This window comes from Pseudofrankia sp. EUN1h (assembly GCF_001854645.1).
Taxonomy (GTDB): Bacteria; Actinomycetota; Actinomycetes; order Frankiales; family Frankiaceae; genus Pseudofrankia; species Pseudofrankia saprophytica.
Map to the genome: position 1 here is coordinate 107,010 of NZ_MBLN01000076.1, position 20,241 is coordinate 127,250.

Below are 20,241 nucleotides of genomic sequence, written 5' to 3' on the forward strand. Positions count from 1 at the left end.
GCCAGGCCGTTGTCACGGAAACCTCCACCGGCACGGCTGGGGTTACCGACGACGCCCAGCGGCCTGTGCCGACGTCGACATTGCTTCTGCTGCCGGGAGCGAGCCGGCGTCATGCCCTGCGGGCCGAGCTACCCCGCAGCATGATCTGTGCCACCTCGGACCCGGAAGGGAACAATATAGTTGACCCAGTCAGCTGTCTACGTTTGCTCTTGCGCCACCGCGGGACGAGGCGCGACCGGCCGGTCTGACTGACCTGGCACGGACCGATGGCGCCTGCGCCCGCCCCACCACACCGCTGGTGCGCCGAGGCCGGACCGGTCTGTTCGGGACCGTTGGTCGGTCTCTGGTCAGCCCGTGAGCCGGTGATATTGCCGAAGATGGTCCCACCGGACCCATGCCGGGCTTCTTCCACCGGGAGGCCCGGAGCGCCTTGTCGTGCTGTCCGGGTTGCCGCGGGCCGGCCCCGAGGCGATCGGATCTTCGGAGCGCTCTGTCGCGCCTGGCGGAAGCGATTCGAAAATCAGTTGACTCGGTCGGGTCGGGTAGAGCCGGAGGCTGGGACAACCAGAGAGCGTGAGCGTGCTGTCGTCGCAGGGTCCGAAGGAGGTCGAGAAATCGTGGTGGCCGGTCATCCGGGCGAGGTCGGCGTGGACGAGCACGGCCGCGCCGCGGCCGGGCGTGAGCAGCGAGATCGTGYTGGCCACGTCGGCGGGGAGCGGCGCGGCCACCGGCAGAGGGATGGCATCGCGCCCGCTCGCCCGGTGCGGCACGGGTCCCCAGTCATCGCAACGAGTCCAACGCCTGGTTTGTGTATCGCGCATATAATGTGTATCGCGCACATGGCGAGTAGGCTGGATTTCGGCGCGCACGCGAGGGGAGGGGCCGCGATGGAGCCCGAGACGACGGCGGACGCGGACGGCCTGGCCGAAGTCGCCGACATCGAGCGCGAGCTGATGTTGATCAGCCGGTACATGGTCATGACCGCCACCGCCCGGGCGGAGGCGGCCAAGGCCCAGCAGCGGCTGGAACGTAGCGCCTACCTGTTGCTCAGCCGGATCGAGGCAGAGGGTCCGATGTCCATCGGTCAGCTCTCCGAGGCCTTCGGGCTGGACACCTCGACGATCAACCGGCAGACGGCGGCGATGCTGCGCACCGGTCTGGTCGAGCGCATCCCGGACCCGGAAGGCGGCCTGGCCCGCAAGCTGCGCGTCACCGACCATGGCCTCGCCAGGCTGCACGCCGACCGTGCCTGGGCGGTGGGCGGCATCGCCAAGATGGTCGGCGACTGGGACCCGGCGGACCTGGCGACTCTCGCCCAGCTGCTCGCCCGCTTCAACCTCGCGATGGAGCGTGGCCAGGGTCGCCCCTGGCCGCGCCAGGACCGTTCGGAGCTCCACGCGGCCCATTGAGCAGGCCGACCGATCAGGCCCACTATCAAGAGCTCACCGATCAGGCCCGCTGATCAGCGGGGCGACGACGAGGCTCAGCGGGCGACGACAAGGCCGCCGTCCACGTGCAGCACCTGGCCGGTGAGGAAGCTGCCGGCGTCGGCGGCCAGCAGGAGGGCCGGGCCCACCATCTCGTCGGGGTGGGCGAGCCGGGCCTGATGGCTGGCCTTGGCCATCCGGTCCTGGGAGTCGGGGGTGGTGGCGCGCACCATGTCGGTGTCGACCGCGCCGGGAGAGAGCGCGTTCACCCGGATGCCGTGCGGCGCGTACTCGGCGGCCATCGAGCGGGTGAACGCGACGAGCGCCGCCTTGGCGGCGGCGTACATCGACACCGCGGGGGAGTGCAGGAAGGCGCCGGCCGAGACGACGTTGACGACCGAGGCGGCCKGGCTCGCGGCCAGGTGCGGCAGCGCCTCCTGGACGAGGAACACCGGCCCACGCAGGTTGACGTCGAACGACTTGCCCCAGGCCCCGGGGGTCATCGCGCCGAGCGGCTGGGCGAGGCCGGTGGCGGCGTCGTTGACGACGATGTCGATGCGGCCGAAGGTCGCGGCGGCCTGCTCGACCAGTGTGCGCAGGGCGGCCAGGTCGCCGACGTGCGTGGGGACGCCGAGGGCCTGTCCACCCATCGCCTTCAGGTGTGCCTCGGTCTCGGCGCAGGCGTCGGCCTTGCGGCTGGCGACGACGACGGCCGCGCCGGCGGCGACGAAGCCCTCCGCGATCGCGCGGCCGATGCCGCGGGTGCCGCCGGTGACGATGGCGACCCGGCCGGTCAGGTCGAACAGGGTCCGTAACTTTTCAACGTCCATGTCGTAGGTCAGCCCTTGGGGATTGGAGTGAGCAGGGACAGCACGTCGGGGAAGCTGCGCAGGGTATGGCCGCCGTCGACGCTGATCTGCTGGCCGGTGACCCAGCTCGACTCGGGACCGGCGAGGAAGCGGACCGCGGCGGCGGTGTCGTCGGCCTCGCCGTGCCGGTCGATCGGCTGGGCGGCCAGGAAGGCGGCGCGTACCGCTTCGTTGCCAAGCATGCCGGTGGTGCTGCCGGTCCTGGTCAGGCCGGGGCGCACGGCGTTGACCCGGATGCCGCGCTCGCCGAGCTCGTCGGCGGCCACCCGGACCAGGTGGTCGACGGCCGCCTTGCCCGCGGCGTAGCTCGCCAGGAAGCGGGTGGAGAACACGGCGGCGGTCGACGAGATCGCCACGATCGAGCCGCCGCCGGTCATCGCCGCCGCGCCGTACCTGATGAGCAGGAAGACCGGCCGGACGTTCAGGTCGACCTCCTGGCTGAACTGGTCGGGCTCGTAGGTCAGCACCGGCTGGAACGAGCCACCGCCGGGAACGGTCACCCCGATGTCGAGGCGCTCGCCGTCGCCCGCGATCTCGACGGCATGCTCGACGTCCGCGGGGACGAGCGTGTCGCACCGCGCCGTGCGCACGGCGAGGCCTTCCTCCTCCCTCAGCCGCGCCGCCGCGGCGTCGAGCTTGTCCTGGGTGCGCCCGGCAATGGTCACCAGCGCGCCGTCGCGGCCCAACAGCCGCGCGCTCGCGTAGCCGATCCCGCTGCCGCCGCCCACGACCAGGGCACGCAGCCCGTCGAGCCGACCCTGCGCCATCGCGCGTTCCTCCTCGAGATCGTAGGGCGACCGGTAGGACCTGGGCGCCGGCGGCACGGGCTGGCTTCGGGAACGGGCCCGCGCTGGTCAGGGGCGGTGCAGGGCGCTGGCGGTGACCGGCCCGACCTGTTGCCACCGCGCGTTCACCGTCCGCCGAGCGAAGCGCCAGACGCCGTCGCCGCCCCGGGTGTAGGCGTCCGCGTAGCGGATCACCATCCGCAGATCGGCGGGCTCGCCGTCCGCGCCGAGATGCAGGTGATGCGCCTCGCAGTAGGTCTCGCCGACCGCGCTGTCCCCGTCCACCTGACAACGGTGGTTGCCGACGAGGTGGATCGTCTCCGGGTAGCGCGCGCGCAACGCCCGCGGGATCACGGCCATCGCGGCCGCGCCGGTGACCGTGGTCGCGGGCTCGTCCAGGTTCGCGTAACACACCTGGAGCACCGCGTCGTCGGCGAACAGCGCGACGAACAGCTCCTCGTCCCTGGCGTCGACCGCCGCGGCGTAGCTGTCGACCAGGTCGCGCAGGGCGAGCCGGTCCGCCGGCTCACCGGCCGACCGGCCGGCGGCGAGCAGCCCGGCCGGGCGCGTCCGTTGCGCCGCGTTCCGCGCCCGTTCCGCCGCGTTCAGCTCCGCCGCGTTCAGTTCCATCGCCTTCAGCTCCACAGCTTCTCCCAGCGCCGGCCGAGGTCGCCGATCCAGGCGGCCACCTCGGCGCCGTCGCGGACGAACGCCGCGGCCGGCACCGAGACCTCGGTGACGCCGATCTCCGCCATCGCCGCCGCTCCGGCGAGTGTCCGGTCGAGGTCGACCGCGCGGCCCTCGCCGCGGACCAGCGGCAGGGTGTGGCGCACCCGCGGGACGGCGTCGCCGCGGCCGGCGGCGGCCCAGGCCGCGCGGATCTTCTCGACCCCGGCCGCCACGCCCTCGTGCGACTCGCCCATGATCGGAATCCAGCCATCGCCCAGCTCGGTGATCCGGCGCAGGTTGCGCCTGGTCAGCGGGCCGCTGAACAGGACCGCCGGCCCGTTCGGCTGGAAGGGCTTCGGGTCGCACCAGATCTTCTCGAAGCCGATCGTCGGCAGGTCCACCGCGGTGGCGCCGCCGGGAGCCCACAGCGCCCGGCAGGCGGCGATCGTGTCGTCGAGGATCTGGGCCCTGTTGTCGAAGTCGAGGTCGAGGGTCTCGTACTCCTCGGGCTGCCAGCCGGTGCCGACGCCGATCTCCAGGCGGCCCCGGGACAGCGCGTCCAACGTCGCGCAGGTCTTGGCGAGCAGCGGCGCGCGGCGCAGCCCCGCGATCAGGATCCCGGTCGACAGCCGCACCCGGGACGTCGCTCCGGCGACGACCGACAGCAGCGTGAGCGGTTCCAACCAGGGTGAGCCGTGCGGGAAGTTGAACGTCCCGAACGGGTACCGGTCGGTTCGCTCGCCCATGATCACATGGTCGCTCTGCACGACGGTGTCGACGCCGGCCTCGTCGGCGGCGCGACACAAGTCAATGATCTTGTATTGTTCGTCGGTCCGGAACATCGACTCCCCGACGGGCAGGCCGATCGCCAGCCGAGGACGCGAGGTCGTCGTCACCCGGGCCTCCTTCGTTTCTCGCCGTCATGGTTGCGCGGCCGTCATGATCAGGTCAAGATCATGTATATTGTCTACAAAAAACATACGCCGAGTCGGGTGCGGTGCGCTCGTCATCGCCTCGTCGGCGTCGCGTCCCGTGGCGGGACAGGGYGGGACAGGTTGGCCGGCTGGCTCAGTGCGTGGCGGCCCCGTCCGCCGCCCACCAGTAGAGCCGCGTCTCGTCGTAGCTGATGACCAGCAGGGTCCGCACCGCGCCGGGTGGCCAGTTCCGCGCGCGCACCTCGTTCTCCCAGGCGTCCTTCAGCCAGCCCGGCTCGCCCTCGCCGCCGCCGCGCAGGGCAACCGAGCCCGCGCCCCGGTTGCCGAGCCGCCAGCCACCCGCCCGCAGCCAGGTGTCGACCGCCCCGGCGAACACCCGTTCCGGTCCCGCCGGGCGCACGGCCCGCACGGCTGACACCGGTGGCAGCGCGAGCGGCAACGCGACCACCTCGACGAGGCGCCCGGCACGGGCGCCGTCCTCGTTACCGGCCCATCTCGCCACGTGATTGCCCACTCGTGCAGGGTAGACAATTCCGCGGTCGGGGCAAGGAACGCCGCCGCCTTTCTCGTGAATATGTTCGCCGACATTCCGGCGGTCAGCCGCCGTCCGCCCGATGTTCTTTTGTATAGCGCTTGTCGAGCGCTCGCGACTACCTTTTTGACGGTGCATATCACCGACAATGCCGGCCGCGGGCCCAGCCGTCCCCATCACACCGCCGCCGCTGAACGCGGCCGAACGCCGGCGAAACCGATCGGGCCCGGCCGCCTGGTTGCGGCCGAGCCCGACTTCCGGTTCCGGTTACCCGGTCTGTCCGTGGATCAGGACTGCGGCGCCACGGTGACGCCCGGGATCACGTCGCCGCAGATCGGGGTGGCGCCCTTGACGGGCGTGAACTTGTCGCCCTCGAGCTTCATGATCCAGGTGCAGTTGCCCGCCCCGCCCACGACGTTCTCGCGGTCGTTGATGTCGACCTTGCGGCCGCCGAAGAGACCCAGGCCGTCCCAGTCGTGAATGCCCGACAGCGAGGTGATGACCGACGCCTGGGTCGGGTTGGCGCCGGCGCCCTTGAGCCCGCGGACGAGCAGGCCGATGGCGGCGTACCCGTTGTACGTGGCGTAGGAGGGCGCGGCGGTGACGCCGGCGGCCTTGAGGTCGCTCTGGAACTGCTTGGTGGCGGCCGTCTGCAGCTCGATCGGCTCGTAGCCGATCTGGAAGTAGACGTTCTGCGCGGCGCTCAGCGCGCCGGGGCCGGCCTGCTCCAGGTCACCGCCGTAGCCGGTGGGCGACAGCGCGACCTTGAGGTTGACGCCCTGCTGGCGCAGCCCGGTGATCAGGGCGAAGGTGGTGTTCGGGTCGACGGAGGCGGTGAACGCGTCGACCCCGGCCTGCTTCATGGCCAGCACGGTCGGGCCGACGTCGGTGCTGCCGAACGGGAACTTGGCGTTGAGGTAGCCGACCTTGACGCCCGCGGCCTTGGCCGACTCGCCGGCCGAGAGCGCGGCCTCCGAGGACAGCGGCGAGACCGAGTAGCCGATCGACGCGAGGTTGGTGACGCCCTGCATCTTGAGGAACTTGCCGATGGTCGTCGCGACCTTGGTCTGCTGCAGTGGCCCGACGACGGAGAACATGTTCTTCGCCGTGATCCACTCGGGGCCGTCCTCGGCCATCCCGACCACTGGGACCTTGTGGGCGGTGAGGTAGTTCGCGGCCGTGAAGGCCAGGGCCGAGTGCGCGATGACGACCAGCACGTGGTCCTGGGTGACCATCTTCTGCGCGGCCGAGAGCGCGCCGTCCGGCGTCGTCAGCGTGTCGCCCACGACATACTTGATGTTGTAGCCGTTGCGCGCCGCGTACACCACGCCGGCCTTGACGCCGTCGACGCTGGTCTTGTTACCGGAGGCGGCCGGCCCGGTGATGTCGGTTAATATCCCCACCGTAATCGTCTTGTTGCCGGCTGGGCCGCTGGCGTTTCCGCCTCCGCCGCCGCCCGACCCGGACGAGCCACCGCAGCCGGCGGCCGTGACGAGCAGGGCGACGGCACCGGCCGCCGCGACGCCGAGAATTCGTTTTCTCCCGCGGATCATTTTCTCTCCCCGTGCCATCGGTGGTGGGTCGCGGCTGTGGATGCGGGACAGGGCCGTCGTTCGGCTCAGGCGTCGGCGGTCGTGGCGTCGCCCAGGTAATGGCGCAGGACCTCGCCGCGGGCGTCGGCGCTGGGGCCCTGCCAGGCCACCACGCCGCGTTGCAGGACCAGGCACTCGTCGGCGAAGTCCAGGGCGCGGTGGACGTACTGTTCGATCATGATCACGGTGACGCCGGCCTGGCGGGCCCGGGCCAGCCCGTCGAAGACCTGGTCGACCATCTTCGGCGCGAGTCCCAGGGACATCTCGTCGGCGATCACCATCTTTGGCGCGGTGGCCAGCGCCCTGGCGAGGGAGAGCATCTGCTGCTCCCCGCCGGAGAGCAGCCCCGCGACCTGGCGACGCCGGGCGGCGAAGATCGGGAAGATCTCCAGCGCCAGGTTCACCGCCTCGCGCCGGGCTCGCCGCCCACCGGCGGCCCCGGCGGCCATCCGCAGGTTGTCGATGACCGTGAGGCCGCGGAAGACCCCGCGCCCTTCGGGGAGGTGGACCAGGTCGGCCCGGCGGATGCGGTGCGGCCGCCAGGTGCTGATGTCCTCGCCGTCGAAGACCACCCGTCCGGCGGAGGGAGGCACCAGCCCCGAGATGGCGCGGGCGAGGCTGCTTTTCCCCGCGCCGTTCGCGCCCAGCACCGCCAGCGCCGTGCCGGCCCCCAAGGTGAAGGAGACGTCGCCTAGCGCGCGCGCCTCGCCGTAGTGCACGGCCAGGCCGTCGACGGTCAGCAACGCCCCGCCCGCCGCGGCGGCGTCCTGGGCGCTGTCGCCGTCCCCGACCTCGGGGCGGGCCGTGACGGCGGCCGGTCCTGCCTCGTCGGCCAGGATGGCGGCGGTCTGGCCGGCCGAATCGGCGGCCTCCACGGCCTCCACGGCCTCGGCGGCGGCTGCCGGGTCGGTCGCGGCCGTCAGCTCCTCGCCAAGGTAGGCGGCCTGCACCGCGGGGTTCGCCCGGACCTGTTCGGGCGTGCCACTGGCGATCAGCTTCCCGAAGTCGAGGACGTAGATCGCGCTGGACAGGCGCATCACCAGCTCGACGTCGTGCTCCACCAGCAGGGCGGAGATGCCGCGCTCGTGGGTCGCCCGCCGCAGCACCCGTTCGAGCTGCTCGGTCTCCGCCGAGTCCAGCCCGGAGGAGGGTTCATCCAGGAGGAGCACGGTCGGGGAGGTCGCCATCGCGCGGCCCAGCTCCACCAGCCGGGCGGTTCCCAGCGGCAGCCCCATGGCCGGGCGGTGGGCGACGTCGCCGAGGCCGAGCAGCTCCAGCAGGCCGTCGACGGCGTCGGTCTCGGCCGCCCGCGGCCGGAGCAGGCTGCCGGCGGTGAACAGGTCGGACCAGACCCGTTGCTTGGTGTTGCGGACCCGGTGGGCGAGCACGAGGTGATCACGAACGGTGAGACTGGTGAAGAGCTCCGGGTGCTGGAAGGTGCGGGCCAGCCCCCGGGTCGCCCGCGCCTGCGCGCTGGTGCCGGTGATGTCCACACCGTCGAGCAGCACCTTCCCGCGCGTAGGGCGCAGCAGCCCGGACACCACCGCGAACAGGGTGCTCTTGCCGGCACCGTTCGGCCCGACCAGCCCGACGATCTGCCCGGCCGGGACGGAGAGGTCGACGTCGTCGACGGCGACGAGACCGCCGAACCGCATCGTGACGCCGACGCAGGCGAGCCGTGGTGTCCCGGCCGGGCCCGGGCGCGTGGACGCCGCGCCGCCCGGGTGCGTGGACGCCGCGCCCTCCGCCGGCCGCGTGGCCGCAGCCTGGGTGGCCGCCGCCTGCGTTGCCGCCCCGTGTGTGGGCGCTGCCTGCGCGGCCACCGGCTCGGCACCCGCCGGCTGGTCGTCATCGGTCTGGATAGTCGTGCCGTCCGTCGCCGCCGGGCCGCCGGTCATGGTTCCGCCTTCGTCGTCGCGGCGGCCGCTTCTCGAACCGGGCCGCCGACGTGGGCTACGGATGCTTCGGCCGTGGCCAGCGGCGGTGTGCCGGCTCCCGCGTCCATCCCGGCCAGGGCGGTCCGGGCGGGCGGCGCCGGCCGCGCGGTCCGGGCCAGCGCCCTGGTCAGCAGCCGGCGCAGCTGTCGGCCGGCCTGAGGGACGGCGCCTTCGGGATTGCGCGCGACCCCGATCGCGCCGAGGCCGAACAGGATGGGCAGGAGCGAGGTCAGCCTGGCCGGCGCGTAGGTCTGGAGCACCCCCTGGAGCAGGGTGAACGACAGCCCGGCCAGCAGAGCGGCCGAGATGGAACGAACCCCGAGGGTCACCACCACGGCGAGCCACACCAGGCCGGCGTACGTCGCCCAGGAGGTCGGCTGGGCCGTCATCTGGTACATCGCGACGAAGGCGCCGCCCACGGCGGCGACGAACGCGGCCAGCGCGCCGACGATGACCTTCACCTGCACGACGCTCAGGCCCAGCGTCCGCGCCGCCGGCGCGCTGTCGCGGACCCCGCGCAGCGCGAGCCCGCTCGTGGAGCGGCGCAGGTTCAGGGTCAGCGCCGCTAGGACCACGAACACGGCCAGCGCCAGGTAGGCGAACTTCAGGTCGTCGACGGCCCAGCCGGGACGTTCGATGATGACCCCGAGCCCACCCTGCAGGAAGCGGTCGCGGGTGAAGACCAGCGTCTCCACCAGCAGCCCGAACGTCAGGGTGGCGAGGCCTACGTAGAGGTCACCGAGCCGGATGGTGAGCAGCCCGAGGACCGCGCCGGCGACGGCCGCGACGAGCCCGGCCACGACGATCGCCAGCAGCACGGGCAGGTGGGCGTTCGTGGCGAACTGGGCGGCGCCGATCGCACCGGCACCGGCGAAGACGATCTGTGAGAGCCACAGCATCCCGCCTTCGCCGGTGGCGACGGTGAAGGTGAGGTAGGTGATGCCGTAGCACAGCCCGAGCGCGGTCAGTCCCAGCCAGTAGGGCGAGCCCTTGAAGATCAGTGGCACGAAGGCCACGACGACCAGCGGGACCAGCCCGACCCATCTCTCCCAGGGGGCGGTGTAGGTGGCCGCCGGGGTGACCGCCGAGTCCGCCGCCGCGGGCCGGATCGCCTGGTCGAGCGGCCCGCCGGCACCGGCGTGCTCGTCGACCGACCCCGAACGCACGATGTAGAAGATCAGGAAGACCACCATGAACGCGAACGGGACGCTGGGCACGATGGCCGCGGTCAGCGAGCTGTTCGTGGGCAGGTACTTCTGGATCACGTCGGTGATGACGCCCATCGCCAGCGCCGCGGCGACCGCGCCGGGCAGTGAGCGCAGCCGCGCGGCCACCACCGCGGCGATCRCCGCCGACATCAGCGCCGTCATCCCGATGGGGGACAGGCCGTTCGTGGGAGCGACCAGGACGCCGGCGAGCCCGGCGAGCGTGGAGCTGACCGCCCACACTCCGAGCGAGACCCGACCGGGGTGGGTGCCMGACAGCGAGGACATCGCCTCGGAGTCGACCATCGCCCGCACCTTCAGGCCCACGTCGGTCAGCCGGAGCACCGCCGTGCCTGCCACGACGACGAAGACGAGGAACCCGTAGGTGATCACCTGGTCGGTGGTGACCACCGTCCCGAGGACGTGGAAAGGCTTGTCGTTCAGCGCCGCCAGGCCAGGCGCGGACGTGATCGCCTGGTTGCCGAAAATCAGGTCGCTGATCGCGGGGAGCGCCACCGACAGGCCGATCGTTGCGACGATCTTGACGAGCATCGAGGAGTTTCGGATGAACCGGAACAGCACTCCGTAGAGCACGACACCCAGCAACGGCGCCAGAACGAGGATTGCCAGCAAGCCGGCCGAGACGGTCGACATTCCATGCTCGGAGTTGAGCCAGTAGTAGAACCGGGCGACGACGTAGGCCATTGAGCCGAAGGCGAAGTTGAAGACGCCAGCCGAGACGTAGGTGACTACCAGCGCCGCGGACGCGATTGCATAGATGGAGCCGAGCGCCAAGCCGGCCAGGATGTACTGAAGCACGCTGCTTCCTCCGCRTCAGCCCTATCGGCCGACCGTTAACGTAAGAACGCGACAGTACTGTCAGAGAATTCTGGACGGGTCCAGGTCATACGCCTTCTCACCGACATTGCTCCTTTGACGGACCGGTTACCGGGTCAGTGGCGTGCCGCCTGCTGCCTGTGTCGGCCGGCGGGGTGTGACGAAGGTTACATTCCTCGACATCAAAGTCAAGCTTGGTCTGGGCCAGTTACGCATTGAAGCTAGGAAGTGTCTCGGCGTGTGCGTCGGTTGACTTACCGTCCTCCACCGACCGTCCATCGTCGGAGCGTGGACAGGTTCGCCGCGACCGCCCGCCCGGCAACCTGTCCTGACCGCCGTGGGCGACCCCGCCCGCCGTCGGGCGGCGGCGGTGGCAATGGTGGCGGCCGCCGCAACCACGACCCGGACGACGCACGCCCGGCCGCTGGCCGAATATGACGACGCACGCCCGGCCGCTGGCCGAATATGACGACGCACGCCCGGCCGCTGGCCGAATATCCAGTACCGGGCCACCAAAGCCGCCCCGCGGACGTGATCGCCGGTTGTGCGCTCCGATGGTCATGGAACGGCAGCGCCTACAACCACCTGAGGGCCGGAATCGCGATCATGCTCGCGGATCTGGACGACGGCGACGAGATTCCGCTGCCTCCGCGCACCGAGCGGCCCAGAGCGGCGGACCTCCCCAAATGATCGTCCTGGACGCCAGCGTCGTCTCGGAAATGATGCGCCCGCGCCCTGACCCCGGCGCGCTGRCATGGATTGACGACCAGCCGGAAGGCGAGGTCTGCGTCACCGCGCTGACGACTGCCGAGTCGCGTTACGGAATCGCCCGGCTGCCCGAGGGACGCCGGAAGGCCGAGCTGACCGGCAGGCGGCGCCGTGCCGTTGAAGGCGCCTTCGCTGAACGGATCTTGCCCTTCGGTTACGAGAGCGGATCGAGGCGGCTGGACGCCTGTGGTCCGAGCGGCTGGGCTTCGCGGGGTGTCCAGGACGGGGTGCCCAGGCGGGGCAGCACGGCCGCCTCGATCCCGTTGACCCGGYGCCGGCTGTACCCGCCTGGGCCAGGTGGGTCGGTGACCCGGGCCCCGCTCATCGGCGCAGGCCTCGCTTGAGCGGCGCGGGTGGTCCGTACCCCTGATATGAGGAGCTTGGCCCCATCTAGCAGCTCTTTCCTCGATCCGCATCGGATCGTTACGGAATGCGTCTCTCCCMGACGGAGAACTACGATGACGACCGGCGTCGTAGGCGCAGCCGCCACGATCGCGTCCCAGGCCACGGTCGCGACCGAGATCGCGATTGAGGAGGAAGAAATACATGGGCAAGTTGGACGGCAAGGTCGCCTTCATCACCGGCGCCGGGCGGGGGCAGGGGCGTAGTCACGCCATCAAGCTCGCCAGCGAGGGTGCGGACATCATCGCGGTCGACATCTGTGAGGACATCCCGTCCGTCAACTACGAGATGGCGAGCGCCGATGACCTGGCGCAGACCGTCAAGGAGGTCGAGGCGCTCGGCCGCGGCATCGTCGCGGTCAAGGCGGACGTGCGGATCAAGGCGGAGCTGAAGGCCGCGCTCGACCAGGGCCTCGCCCGCTTCGGCAAGGTCGACATCGTCCTCGCGAACGCCGGCATCCTGCCGATGACCGACAACACCCTGATCGAGGGCTTCATCGACGGCATGGACGTCGACTTCGTCGGCGCCCACAACACGGTCGCCGTCGTCGCTCCGCACCTGCAGGCCGGCGCCTCGRTCATCATCACCGGYTCSWSCGCSGGSCTGATGAAGAACACSACSGAGGCGATGGGCAAGACCGGCGGCGTSGSGTACTCGTTCGCSAAGCGGMTSGKSTTCCAGTAYGTCGAGACGCTCGCGCTGCAGCTGGCCCCGCACAACATCCGGCTGAACGCGGTCCACCCGACCAACGTCAACACCCGCCTGCTGATGAACGACGACATCTACCGCTCGTTCCGCCCGGACCTCGTCGCCGAGGGCAAGACGCCCACCCGCGAGGACGCGGAGGCGGCCTTCCCGTTCATGCAGCCGATGCCGATCCCGTACATCGAGMCGGGYGACGTSTCGGCSCTGRTCACCTTCCTGGCCAGCGAGGACTCCCGCTACATCACCGGCCTCAACATCCGGCTCGACGCGGGCTCGATGCTCAAGGGCGAGCGCGCCATCTGACGTAGCGCGAGCGCGGCAGCGTGGGGCGCTGCCCGGCACGGTGAGAATCGAGCCGGGCAGCGCCCCGCGTCATTGCGGGGCTGGCTGGACGTGCAAGATCATGGTTGGATATAGTATCCGATCTGACGCCGTCGTCCGCCAGCTCAGGGAGCGCGCCGCATGGGTATCGAGATCGATCTGAAGGGTCGTCGGATCCTGGTCGTCGGGGCCTCGTCCGGCGTCGGCCGGTYGACCGCCCTGGCGGTCGCCGCGCGCGGTGGCGAGATCGCCGTCGCCGGCCGGCGCGCCGCCCAGCTCGACGAGGTCGTCGCCACGGCCGGCGGCGGTGTCGCGATCCCCGCGGACCTGCACCGCGAGGACGACTGCGCCCGGGTCGTCGAGGACGCGATCGCGGCGCTCGGCGGGCTGGACGCGGTGCTCTTCCCGGTCGGCGTCTCCCCGCTGCAGCTGATGACCAGGCTGACGGCCGACACCTGGGGGGGCGCGTTCGCCACCAACGTCGTCGGCCCGGCGCTGGTCACGGCCGCCGCGGTGAAGGCCAGGACCGAGCCAGGGCTGTTCCTCTACGTCTCCTCGGCCAACGTCGCCCAGCCGCTGCAGGGCATGGGCGCCTACGGCGCCAGCAAGGCCGCGCTGGAGCACTCGATCCGCACCTGGCGCCTCGAGCACCCCGAGCACCGCTTCCTGCGGCTGACCATCGGCGCGACCATGCCGACCGAGATCCACCGCGACTTCTCCGGTGAGGTGCTCAGCGAGGTGCTGCCCAAGTGGGCCGGCACCGGCGTCGTCACCGCCGACTTCATGCACGTGGACGACGTGGGCGTCGCGGTCGCCGAGCTGACCGCCTTCGCGCTCGCGCACCCGAAGATCGCCGTCGACGACGTCACCTTCAACCCGGCGAGCGCGCCACTGGAGGCCTCGACCCTGGGCCAGCTGGGCCAGCGCGCCGCCGAAGGTCAACTTCTCGACGCGGACGGGAAGCTGCCGCTCTGACCGCCGGGGCCCAGCCGCCCCGCACCGATGTCCCACCGCGCCGAGCTCGTCGGAGGTTGCCGTGACGGCAGAAACCCAGCAGGCCCCGGATGCGGCGGTTGCTCGGCCGCTGGTCGCGACCGAGCTCCGGGATGGCTATGCGGTGCTGACGCTCGACGACCCGGCGCACCGCAACGCGCTGTCGCTGGAGCTCTCCGACGCCCTCGCCGCCGCGGTGGCGGCGGCGCTGGCGGCGGGCGCCGGGGCGATCGTGCTGGCCGCATGCCCCCCGGTGTTCTCCTCCGGTGGGAACCTGGACGATTTGATCACCCCGAAGGCGCCGCTGCGTGACCTGTACGCGGGGATGCTCGCCCTCGCGAACGCCCCGGTGCCGACGGTCGCGGCCGTCGGCGGGCCGGCCATCGGCGCTGGGGTGAACCTGCCGCTTGCCTGCGACGTCGTGCTCGCCGCGCCGTCGGCGACGTTCGACCCCCGCTTCCTCGACGTCGGCATCCACCCCGGCGGCGGCCATCTGTGGCGGCTGGCCCACCGGGTCGGGCCGCAGGGGGCGGCGGCGCTGGTGCTGTGCGGCGACCGGTTGACCGGCGAGGAGGCGGCCGCCACCGGGCTCGCGTGGCGCTGCGTGCCGGACGACGAGCTGCTGGACCAGGCCTGCGCGCTGGCCGCCCGTGCCGCCGGCCGCCAGCGCGACCTGGTGGCGCGTACCAAGGAGACGCTGCGAGCGAGCCTCGCGGTCACGTCGTCGGACGAGGCCGTCGCCCTGGAGCTGGCCGCCCAGGAATGGTCGGTCGCCCGGCCCGGCTTCGCTGACCACGTCCGGGAGCTGCGCGACCGGCTGCGCGCGGCCAGAGAGGCGAAGGCGGCTAGGACCGCGCGCCGGCCAGACTGATTGGCGAGATCGGTCGAGCTAGCCGCGCACGCCGACGGTCAGGAGGCGAAGCTCACCGCGGTGGTGTTCGCGCCGCTGATCACGACGGCGATGGCCTCGTCGGGCGAGGGTGTGTACCTGCCCGAGACAACGGCGGCGAGCGCGGCGCAACCACCCGGTTCGGCGACGAGGCGCAGCCGGTCCCACAGCATCTCCTGGGCCAGCCGGATCTGGTCGTCGGTCACCAGAACCACCCGGTCGACGTAGCGGCTGATGATCTGGAAGGTGTGCTCACCGACCCGGCGCGGGGCGAGAGAGTCGACCGCGACCCCGCCGGTGGGGGCGTCAACCGGGCGTCCCGCGGCCAGCGCGCGAGTCAGGGTCGGCGCCTCCTCGGGTTCGGCTCCCACGACGCGTGTTCGGCGAGCGCACCAGCCGGCGATGCCCGCGAGCAGCCCGCCACCCCCGACGGATGCGATCACCGTCGCTGTCCGGCCAGCCTGTCGTTCGAGTTCGACGGCGAGCGTCGCCGCGCCGAGGATCGTCTCGACCTGGTCGAAGGCCGGTACCGGCAAGGCGCCGGACTCGGCCGCCCAGACGCCGCTGGCCCCATGGGCCTCGGTATACGTCGCGCCCGTGATGACGAGATCGGCGCCGTAGCCGCGTATCCGGGCGATCTTCGCCGGCGAGGAGACCTCCGGCACGTAGATCCGCGCCGGAACTCCCCGGACACGGGCCGCGTACGCGACGGCGGCGCCATGGTTGCCGCCGGAGGCCGCGACGACCCCGGCCCCGGGGACGTCGCGCAGCAGCAGGTTGGCGAATGCTCCGCGTGCCTTGAACGACCCGGAGTGCTGGAGGTGTTCGAGCTTGAGGGTGAGTGGCCCCGGCGGAAGCCCGAAGTCGGCCCGGTCGATCTCGAGAACCGGAGTCCGCCGTATGTACGGCCGCAGGATCTCGTCCACCGACGCGATGACCTCGCGGGTGACGGCGTCCGTCGTGGTGATGTCGCGGGCGGCGGTATCGCTCACAGCGGGACTCCGATCCGGAGCTTGAGGCTGTTCACAAACCTACCGTGCCGCGCGGCCGCGTAATGCCCGACGGGTCGTCGCTGGTGAAGCCGCTGGTGGGACGGCCCTCCGTCCTTGTTGGCTATAGCTGAGTTGGCTATAGCTGACGGGCCAGTAGCTCCCGGTGGTGGACCGGGTCACCGAACAGCACCCGCGAGCTCTTCGCCCGCTTGAAGTAGAGGTGGGCCGGGTGCTCCCAGGTGAAGCCGATGCCGCCGTGGATCTGGATGTTCTCGGCGGCGGCGTGCACGTAGGCGTCGGAGCAGTAGGCCTTGGCCAGGCTCGAGACCAGCGCGAGCTCCGGGTCGTCCGGCCGCTGCGCCGCCGCCGCCGCGGCGTAGGCCGCCGAGCGGGCCGACTCGACCTCGACGAGGACGTCCGCGCACTTGTGCTTGATGGCCTGGAACGAGCCGATCGGCCGGCCGAACTGGACGCGGGTCTTGGCGTACTCGACGGCCATGTCCAGCGCCCGGCTCGCGCCGCCGACCTGCTCGGCGGCCAGCGCCACAATCGCCAGCCGCACCGCCCGCTCGATGGCGGGCCAGGCGCCGCCCTCCGCGCCGATGAGCCGCCCGGGCGCGCCGGCGAGGTCGAGGCGCGCCTGCCGGCGGGTCTGGTCGAGGGTCGCCAGGCCGGTGCGGCGCAGCCCGTCCGCGGCGCCGTCGACCGCGAAGAGGCTCACCCCGGCGCCGGTGCGAGCGGCGACGAGGACGAGCTCGGCGGTGGCGCCGTCCAGCACGAACATCTTGGTACCCGTCAGCCGCCAGCCGACGGCGGCGCGCTCGGCGGTCGCCCGCACCGACGACTCCTCGAAGCGTCCGTCGGCCTCGGTCACCGCGAGCGTCGCGACGGTCCCGGCGGCGACCGGCGGCAGCAGGTCGGCCGCCGCGGCGTCGTCGCCGGCGGCGAGCAGCGCCTGCGCGGCGGTGACCGTGGCCAGGTGGGGTGCGCACAGCAGGGCGGCGCCGCTCTCCTCGAAGACGACACCGATCTCGGCGAAGCCGTAGCCGACACCACCGAGCTCCTCCGGGATGCCCAGGCCCAGGACGCCGAGATCCTCGGCCAGGCCGCGCCACACGGCCGGGTCCCAGCCGGCGGGCGAGACCATGGCCGCGCGCACCGCCTCCTCGCCCGCGACGTCCGCGAGGAACTCGCGCACGACCCCGCGCAACTGCTCGCGTTCCTCGCTGAACGACACGCTCACGCCAGACCCCTCCCGGACGCCTTCCTCGACGGCTACAGATCCTGCGACGTTCATGGACCTGTGCCTACAGGTCCGTCCAGCCCTCGTGCCGGTCGGAACGGCTGGGCTGGCGGCCGATACGCATCGGCGACAGTGGCGCGTCGCGCATCAGGAAACGGCCGGACGACTCGCTGACCTCGAACAGCCGCTTGCGCCAGCCGTTCACCGCCTCGCCGCCGAAGGTGGCCGCCTTCTCCAGCTCGGCCCAGGCCTGCATGCTCTCGATGCCCCACAGCAGCAGGCACTCGGACTCGTCGGCCAGCGCGGTGCGGAACGCGCCGACGAGCTTCCAGCCGAACGGCGCGTACACCGGCGCCGCCTCGTCGGCGGCGATCTCCAGGAAGTCGCTGGCGGTCCCGCGCGGGACCTTGACCAGCTCGTGGGCGTACACGTCGCCGCGCACGCCCTCGGCGCACAGCTGCTCGATGGTCGGCGCCCACGGTGCCGGGACGACGATCCGGTCGAGACCGCCGCTGCGGTAGCCGGACGCCTCCTGCCACCACTTGGCGAGCTTGGGGTCCTGGAAGGTGGCGGACTTCGTCTCGTGCTCGAGACCGGCCGCGAGGCCGTCGAAGCCGTCCTCCTCCCACATGTTGATCACCTGCGGCCAGCGCCCGGTGGTACCGATCACGCCCCAGACGCCGTAGCAGAGCTGGTTGCGCTCCTCCTGGGCGATCGGGCTCCAGTTCGCGGTCATGTGGTGGACGTAGTTCGCCCGGTTCGTGCCCACGATGTCGATGAACTCGTGGGTGTAGACCTTGGTGTTCGTCGTCACACGCAGATTGTATATAACATACCTTTCACCGGTGGAAGGATCGAAGGGGGAGCATGACGGTCGGTGACTGGCTGCGCCGCCAGGGCCTCCAATACGTGATCGAGACGCCCGACGGCCCGGGTGGCGGCGCCGCCCGGGCGATCCCCGGCATCCGAGCCGTGCCGGCGCCGGACCTGGAGTGCGCGCTCGCGCTCGCCGAGGCCGAGGGGACGATGGGCGGCGGTCTCGGCGCCCTGTGGGACGGCGAGACGCTGACCCTCCTCTCCCGGCGGATGGATCCCGGCGAGCCGGTGACCGCCCGCGACGCGTCCGAACTCGCCGCCGCCGTCCTACGGGCGAGGAAGGCGGGCGCTGGCGCGGTCGCCGTCCGCCTCCACTTCAACCTGATGACCGACCCGGATCCGGCCCGGCCTCCCGTGACGACACCTGGCGACCCGAGCCTCGCGCCGCGGTTGTCGGGCGCCGCCTGGCGGCCGGGTTCCACGGGGCCGACCGAGGTCGACCTGGTGCTCGCCGGCCGAGGCGTCGTCCGCGCGGGCGCGGTGCCGGACCTGGCCCAGCTCGCCGCGCGCGGCGAGCTGGGCGTGCTCAACGCCTTCACCGCCAAGGGCGTGTTCCGCTGGGACAGCCCGCACCATCTCGGCACCGGCTGCCTGCAGGAACGCGACCTCGCGCTCGCCGGCGCGCACCCGGACGCGGTGGTCGTCGCCGTCGGGCTGGACGCCGACGAGTGTGCCCCCATGTTGTTCACCGCCGCCGGAATCGACCCGGCGCGGCTGGTCACCGTCGACCCCGCCGACCTGCCGGCCGCCGCCGCGACGATGCGGGCACGGGTTCCCGTCGTCGAGGGCGGCCCGCGTCCCGCGCTCTACCGGGAGCTCGCCGCCGTCGCGGGCCCGCTGTACGCGGCCACCGGCGCGCCGCTGAACCCGGCGTGCGCGGCGGCCGACCTCGCCGCGGTGCTGCCGGCGGGCGGCTCCGTGTGGACTGAGCCGGGCCCGGCCGCGCACTGGATCGGCCGGACGTTCTCGACGGTCCGGCTGGGTAGCGTCCGGGTGCCGGCGGCCGGACGGGACGGCGTGGCGATCGCGGGCGCGCTGTCCGCCGCCCTCGCCGGCGAGGGCGGCGTTGGCGGCGAGGGCGGCGTTGGCGTGGCGGTGGTCGACCACCCGCCCCGCGCGGGCGTCGCCGCGGCCTGCCTGGACTGGGCCGGGCGCCTCGGTGTCACGCTCGTCGTCGAGGTCTGGGGCGATCGGGGCGCGCCCCGATCGTCGAGCCAGCACCGGGAATGGCTCCTCGACGCGCTCGCCACCCCGGGCGTGCACGTCCTCGAACTGCCCGTCGACTACGCCGCCACTCAGGAACTGATCGCCGCGGCCGGCCCGCTGGTCGCCTGGACTCTCAGCCCGCCGGCTGGTCCCATGTGATTCGGGCTACTTGCCGATGGGCGGCATATTGGATCCAATCAGTTGTCAAGAGGACACGTTGCCTCTGACGGACTTGCTCGTGAGCGGAGGCTCGGCATGAACGTGGAAGACCTCATCCTGATCAGTGTTGATGACCATCTCGTCGAACCGCCCAACATGTTCCAGGGCCGCCTGCCGGCGAAGTTCGCCGATCAGGCGCCGAAGGTCCTCCACCGCGAGGACGGCTCGGATGTGTGGACGTTCAACGGTTCGATCATCCCGAACGTGGGTCTGAACGCGGTGGCCGGGCGGCCGAAGGAGGAGTACGGCGTCGAGCCGACCGCCTTCGACGAGATGCGCCCTGGCTGTTACGACATCCACGAGCGGGTCAAGGACATGTCCGCGGGCGGGGTGCTGGGCTCGATGTGCTTCCCGTCGTTCCCGGGTTTCTCCGCTCGGCTGTTCGCGGCCGCGGACGACAAGGACCTGGCGCTGAGCGTCGTCCAGGCGTACAACGACTGGCATATCGACGAGTGGTGCGGCGCCTACCCCGGCCGGTTCATCCCGATGGGCCTGCCGGTGCTGTGGGACCCGCAGCTGGCCGCGGCGGAGGTCCACCGGCTCGCGGCGAAGGGCTGCCATTCGATCACCTTCACCGAGAACCCGGCGACCCTGGGCTACCCGAGCTTCCACGACGCGCACTGGGATCCGCTGTGGAGGGCGCTGGTCGAGACCGACACGGTGCTCTCGATCCACCTCGGCTCGTCGGGCAAGCTCACGTTCACCGCGCCCGACGCCCCGATGGACGTCCTGATCACCCTGCAGCCGATGAACATCTGCAGTGCGGCGGCTGACCTGCTCTGGTCGCGGGTGCTCAAGGAGTTCCCGACGATCAAGATCGCGCTGTCCGAGGGTGGGAC

Annotated in this window: 19 protein-coding genes; 8 read left to right on the top strand and 11 right to left on the bottom strand. The window is 71.8% G+C overall.

Annotation, left to right across the window (positions count from 1 at the left end; all coding sequences use genetic code 11):
* Positions 1-887 precede the first annotated feature (887 nt).
* Positions 888-1,409, top strand: coding sequence for a MarR family winged helix-turn-helix transcriptional regulator (locus tag BCD49_RS30485; protein ID WP_007508472.1), 522 nt, complete (start codon positions 888-890; stop codon positions 1,407-1,409).
* Between the two features lie 74 nt (positions 1,410-1,483).
* Here the strand turns inward: BCD49_RS30485 and BCD49_RS30490 are convergent, their stop codons facing one another.
* The 8 genes from BCD49_RS30490 to BCD49_RS30525 form a co-directional block, all read right to left on the bottom strand.
* Positions 1,484-2,257 carry an SDR family NAD(P)-dependent oxidoreductase gene (locus BCD49_RS30490; RefSeq protein ID WP_071042189.1) on the bottom strand — a complete coding sequence of 258 codons (774 nt, stop codon included), beginning with the start codon at positions 2,255-2,257 and terminating at the stop codon, positions 1,484-1,486.
* 8 nt (positions 2,258-2,265) lie between these two features.
* Positions 2,266-3,063 carry an SDR family NAD(P)-dependent oxidoreductase gene (locus BCD49_RS30495; RefSeq protein WP_007508468.1) on the bottom strand — a complete coding sequence of 266 codons (798 nt, stop codon included), beginning with the start codon at positions 3,061-3,063 and terminating at the stop codon, positions 2,266-2,268.
* Between the two features lie 87 nt (positions 3,064-3,150).
* Positions 3,151-3,711, bottom strand: coding sequence for a nuclear transport factor 2 family protein (locus tag BCD49_RS30500; RefSeq protein WP_007508466.1), 561 nt, complete (start codon positions 3,709-3,711; stop codon positions 3,151-3,153).
* Positions 3,712-3,716: 5 nt separating this feature from the next.
* On the bottom strand, positions 3,717-4,646 hold the full coding sequence (locus tag BCD49_RS30505; RefSeq protein WP_007508464.1) for a TIGR03619 family F420-dependent LLM class oxidoreductase: 930 nt from the start codon (positions 4,644-4,646) through the stop codon (positions 3,717-3,719).
* Positions 4,647-4,818: 172 nt separating this feature from the next.
* Positions 4,819-5,187 carry a hypothetical protein gene (locus BCD49_RS30510; protein WP_007508462.1) on the bottom strand — a complete coding sequence of 123 codons (369 nt, stop codon included), beginning with the start codon at positions 5,185-5,187 and terminating at the stop codon, positions 4,819-4,821.
* 317 nt (positions 5,188-5,504) lie between these two features.
* On the bottom strand, positions 5,505-6,770 hold the full coding sequence (locus tag BCD49_RS30515; protein ID WP_007508460.1) for an ABC transporter substrate-binding protein: 1,266 nt from the start codon (positions 6,768-6,770) through the stop codon (positions 5,505-5,507).
* A gap of 65 nt (positions 6,771-6,835) precedes the next feature.
* Positions 6,836-8,707, bottom strand: a complete 1,872-nt coding sequence (locus BCD49_RS30520) for an ATP-binding cassette domain-containing protein (protein WP_007508458.1) — start codon at positions 8,705-8,707, stop codon at positions 6,836-6,838.
* A complete protein-coding gene (locus tag BCD49_RS30525; RefSeq protein WP_083401788.1) occupies positions 8,704-10,770 on the bottom strand; it encodes an ABC transporter permease in 2,067 nt (688 codons plus the stop codon). Before BCD49_RS30525 ends, BCD49_RS30520 begins: the two co-directional genes overlap by 4 nt.
* Positions 10,771-11,253: 483 nt before the next feature.
* On the opposite strand from BCD49_RS30525, the gene BCD49_RS30530 reads away from it, so the two are divergent.
* From BCD49_RS30530 to BCD49_RS30550, 5 genes are all read left to right on the top strand, one after another.
* Positions 11,254-11,478, top strand: a complete 225-nt coding sequence (locus tag BCD49_RS30530; RefSeq protein WP_007508454.1) for a hypothetical protein — start codon at positions 11,254-11,256, stop codon at positions 11,476-11,478.
* A complete protein-coding gene (locus BCD49_RS46550) occupies positions 11,475-11,900 on the top strand; it encodes a PIN domain-containing protein (RefSeq protein WP_071042190.1) in 426 nt (141 codons plus the stop codon). The genes BCD49_RS30530 and BCD49_RS46550 overlap by 4 nt, the downstream gene beginning before the upstream one ends.
* A gap of 202 nt (positions 11,901-12,102) precedes the next feature.
* Complete coding sequence (locus BCD49_RS30540; protein ID WP_071042191.1) at positions 12,103-12,966, top strand: mycofactocin-coupled SDR family oxidoreductase; 864 nt, start codon at positions 12,103-12,105, stop codon at positions 12,964-12,966.
* 159 nt (positions 12,967-13,125) lie between these two features.
* Positions 13,126-13,959 carry an SDR family oxidoreductase gene (locus tag BCD49_RS30545; protein ID WP_071042192.1) on the top strand — a complete coding sequence of 278 codons (834 nt, stop codon included), beginning with the start codon at positions 13,126-13,128 and terminating at the stop codon, positions 13,957-13,959.
* Positions 13,960-14,020: 61 nt separating this feature from the next.
* On the top strand, positions 14,021-14,848 hold the full coding sequence (locus tag BCD49_RS30550; RefSeq protein WP_007508446.1) for an enoyl-CoA hydratase-related protein: 828 nt from the start codon (positions 14,021-14,023) through the stop codon (positions 14,846-14,848).
* Positions 14,849-14,886: 38 nt separating this feature from the next.
* On the opposite strand, the gene BCD49_RS30555 is transcribed toward BCD49_RS30550, so the two are convergent.
* From BCD49_RS30555 to BCD49_RS30565, 3 genes are all read right to left on the bottom strand, one after another.
* Positions 14,887-15,858, bottom strand: a complete 972-nt coding sequence (locus tag BCD49_RS30555) for a threonine/serine dehydratase (RefSeq protein ID WP_007508444.1) — start codon at positions 15,856-15,858, stop codon at positions 14,887-14,889.
* Between the two features lie 136 nt (positions 15,859-15,994).
* On the bottom strand, positions 15,995-17,101 hold the full coding sequence (locus BCD49_RS30560; RefSeq protein WP_007508442.1) for an acyl-CoA dehydrogenase family protein: 1,107 nt from the start codon (positions 17,099-17,101) through the stop codon (positions 15,995-15,997).
* Between the two features lie 64 nt (positions 17,102-17,165).
* Positions 17,166-17,915 (bottom strand): hypothetical protein, encoded by a 750-nt coding sequence (locus BCD49_RS30565; protein WP_007508440.1) that lies wholly within the window; start codon positions 17,913-17,915, stop codon positions 17,166-17,168.
* Positions 17,916-17,968: 53 nt separating this feature from the next.
* On the opposite strand from BCD49_RS30565, the gene BCD49_RS30570 reads away from it, so the two are divergent.
* Together BCD49_RS30570 and BCD49_RS30575 are read left to right on the top strand one after the other, a co-directional pair.
* Positions 17,969-19,342 (top strand): thiamine pyrophosphate-binding protein, encoded by a 1,374-nt coding sequence (locus BCD49_RS30570; RefSeq protein ID WP_007508439.1) that lies wholly within the window; start codon positions 17,969-17,971, stop codon positions 19,340-19,342.
* A gap of 96 nt (positions 19,343-19,438) precedes the next feature.
* Positions 19,439-20,241, top strand: an 803-nt coding sequence (locus tag BCD49_RS30575; RefSeq protein WP_158072976.1) for an amidohydrolase family protein, incomplete at its 3' end; no start/stop codon positions are given.

Excerpts from the sequence above, each read along its gene's own strand:
- BCD49_RS30485 (WP_007508472.1), top strand. The coding sequence starts at position 888 with ATGGAGCCCGAGACGACGGCGGACGCGGACGGCCTGGCCGAAGTCGCC.
- BCD49_RS30495 (WP_007508468.1), bottom strand. The coding sequence starts at position 3,063 with ATGGCGCAGGGTCGGCTCGACGGGCTGCGTGCCCTGGTCGTGGGCGGC.
- BCD49_RS30500 (WP_007508466.1), bottom strand. The coding sequence starts at position 3,711 with ATGGAACTGAACGCGGCGGAGCTGAACGCGGCGGAACGGGCGCGGAAC.
- BCD49_RS30515 (WP_007508460.1), bottom strand. The coding sequence starts at position 6,770 with ATGATCCGCGGGAGAAAACGAATTCTCGGCGTCGCGGCGGCCGGTGCC.
- BCD49_RS30520 (WP_007508458.1), bottom strand. The coding sequence starts at position 8,707 with ATGACCGGCGGCCCGGCGGCGACGGACGGCACGACTATCCAGACCGAT.
- BCD49_RS30530 (WP_007508454.1), top strand. The coding sequence starts at position 11,254 with ATGACGACGCACGCCCGGCCGCTGGCCGAATATCCAGTACCGGGCCAC.
- BCD49_RS30570 (WP_007508439.1), top strand. The coding sequence starts at position 17,969 with ATGACGGTCGGTGACTGGCTGCGCCGCCAGGGCCTCCAATACGTGATC.